2 protein-coding genes are annotated in these 2779 nt (G+C 67.4%); both read left to right on the top strand.

Annotated elements, in window-relative coordinates; translation table 11 throughout:
• The coding region (locus OOZ51_RS22300; protein WP_265982158.1) for a fibronectin type III domain-containing protein at positions 1–879 on the top strand (879 nt) is incomplete at its 5' end.
• A 142-nt stretch (positions 880–1021) separates the two neighbouring features.
• Positions 1022–2779: fibronectin type III domain-containing protein (locus tag OOZ51_RS22295; RefSeq protein WP_265982156.1), on the top strand; the 1758-nt coding region annotated here is incomplete at its 3' end.

Raw genomic sequence — 2779 nt, 5'->3', positions numbered from 1 at the left:
ACCAACGGCACCGCGTACACCTTCACGGTGACGGCGACCAACGCGATCGGCACCTCCCCGGCGTCGGCGGCCTCGGCCCCGGTCGCCCCCACGGCGACCGCGACGGCGCCCGCCGCCCCGACAGGGGTAACAGCCACCGCCGGGAACGCTTCGGCGACTGTGTCCTGGACCGCGCCGGCCAACGGCGGCTCTCCGATCACGTCCTATGCCGTGACCCCGCATGCCGGCGCCACGACCCTGGCCCCGGTGACGGTGTCCGGCAACCCGCCGGCGACGACCGCGAGCATCACGGGGCTGACCAACGGCACCGCTTACACCTTCACGGTCACCGCCACCAACGCCATCGGCACGTCCCCGGCGTCGGTGGCCTCGGCACCGGTCACCCCCACGGCAACAACCACGTCAGGCATTGCCAACGGCGGGTTCGAATCCGGGCTGACGTCCTGGACCACCGGCGGGGTCAGGGCACCCGTGGCCTCCACCACCGCCCACACCGGAACCGGCTCGGCACTCCTCGGGCTGGCTTCCGGCAACGAACCCCTCGGCGACAGCAGCCTGGCCCAGACCATCACCGTCCCCGCCACCGGGACCACCACACTGTCCTTCTGGTACCAGCCCCACAGCGCAGAAGACCCATGCACCGGCAACGCCTGCGCCTACGACTGGATGGAAGCGCAGGTCCGCTCCACCAACGGCACGGTCCTCGGCAGCCTGTTCAAGCTCTGCAACGACAACGGCACCTGGACCCAGCTCAGCGCCGATCTCTCCGCATACAAGGGCCAGACCATCACGCTCTGGTTCAACGTCCACCTCGACGGGTCCAGCCCGGCGGATGACACCTGGATGTACCTCGACGACGTCACCCTCACCAACCACTGAACGGCGTGCTCTAACAGTCACGGGATAGAGGACTGCCTGAGTCATGGCTGATTAGGGCTGGCTTGACGCGCCGGGCTTCGTGCCTGGCCGGAGGACCGCCTAAAGTCCTGCTGCCTAGTAGCGAGTAGAACGGACGATAGAGATGAAGTTTCGTGCAGGCCTGCGGAACCCCAGACCTTTCATGCGCCGGGGACCGAATGTTGATCCGATTTCCGATGACAGCCGAAAAGGCTGGAACACTAGCGGAAACGTCCTGACCATGCTGGTTGCACTGATACTCGTCCTCGCCGGGTTTGCCGCAAATCCCGCCCAAGCCGTCACCAGAACCTACCCGATTCACACCAACATCGTTTCCACCACGTTCTGGGTCGGCGAGGTCTTCAATGCGAACGCTTCTGACGGATCCCAGATCTGCTCAACTTACGATGCACAATGGGCCCTCAGTCATACCGGGGTAATCAAGGGAGTCGCCCCGTCTTCAGCAGCTGGCTGCCCCGGCTCGCCTTGGGGAGGATGCGATGGTGTCGATAACCGTGGCACAACGTATGCCACGTTCACCTGTTCCACTGAGGTCAGGAGTGCGACGACAGACTACTTCCCGACAAGGCAGACAAAGCCCTTGCAGAATCCTTTCTACCTCACCTTGCCATACGACGACCTGAACGATCCGATCGGCTTCGCCAACCGATGCACCAACATCCCGTGGGCCAATGATCCTGGATATGCAGGGCACTGTACCGACCAGGGGTTCAGCTACATGAAAAACCGGTGGGTAGCCATCACCGGACCGAACGGTAGAACATGCTATGGCCAGATCGAAGACGCCGGACCCTCAAGCGGCACTCTCTACCACGACGCTGCCTACGTCTTCGGGTCCACGGACGCGCGGCCGGCGAACACCCGCTACTCGGGGGACCCGACCCAAGGCGCTGGTATGGACGTTTCCCCGGCGCTGAACGGCTGTCTCGGCTACGCCGAGCTTGATGGCGACACTGACCACGTTGCCTGGCACTTCGTCGACGACCCCGATGTGCCCGCCGGTCCGTGGACGGACGTGGTCACCGCTAGCCAAGTCATAATCACGGCCCCGACGGCGCCTGCGGCTCCCACCGGAGTGAGGGCGACGGCGGGGAACGCCTCCGCGACCGTGTCGTGGACGGCGCCCGCGAACGGCGGTTCTCCGATCACCTCCTATGCCGTGATCCCGCATGCCGGCGCCACGACCCTGGCCCCGGTGACGGTGTCCGGGAACCCGCCCGCTACCAGCACCACGGTGACGGGCCTGACCAACGGCACCGCCTACACGTTCACGGTCACGGTCACCAACGCCATCGGCACCTCGCCGGCGTCGGCGGCGTCGGCCCCGGTCACCCCCACGGCTGCGGCGACGGCGCCTGCCGCCCCTGCCGGGGTGAGCGCGACGGCGGGCAACGCCTCCGCAACCGTGTCCTGGACCGCGCCGGGCAACGGCGGCTCCGCGATCACCTCGTACACGGTGACGCCTTCGTCCGGCGGCACGGCTTTGGCGCCGGTGACGGTGTCCGGTAACCCGCCGGCGACGACGGCGACGGTGACGGGTCTGACGAACGGGACGGCCTACACCTTCACGGTGACGGCCACGAACGCGATCGGCACCTCACCGGCGTCGGCCGCGTCGGCGCCGGTCACTCCCGTGGCTGCGGCGACGGCGCCTGCGGCCCCGACCGGGGTGAGGGCGACGGCGGGGGATGCTTCGGCGACCGTGTCCTGGACCGCGCCGAACAACGGCGGTTCTCCGATCATCTCCTACGCGGTCACCCCGCATGCCGGCACGACCACCCTGACCCCGGTGACCGTCACCGGCAACCCGCCCGCGACGACGGCGAGCGTCACGGGCCTGACCAACGGCACCGCGTACACC

It is taken from the genome of Arthrobacter rhizophilus (genome assembly GCF_026241105.1).
Lineage (GTDB): Bacteria > Actinomycetota > Actinomycetes > Actinomycetales > Micrococcaceae > Arthrobacter.
This window is presented reverse-complemented; position numbering and strand designations above follow the sequence as displayed.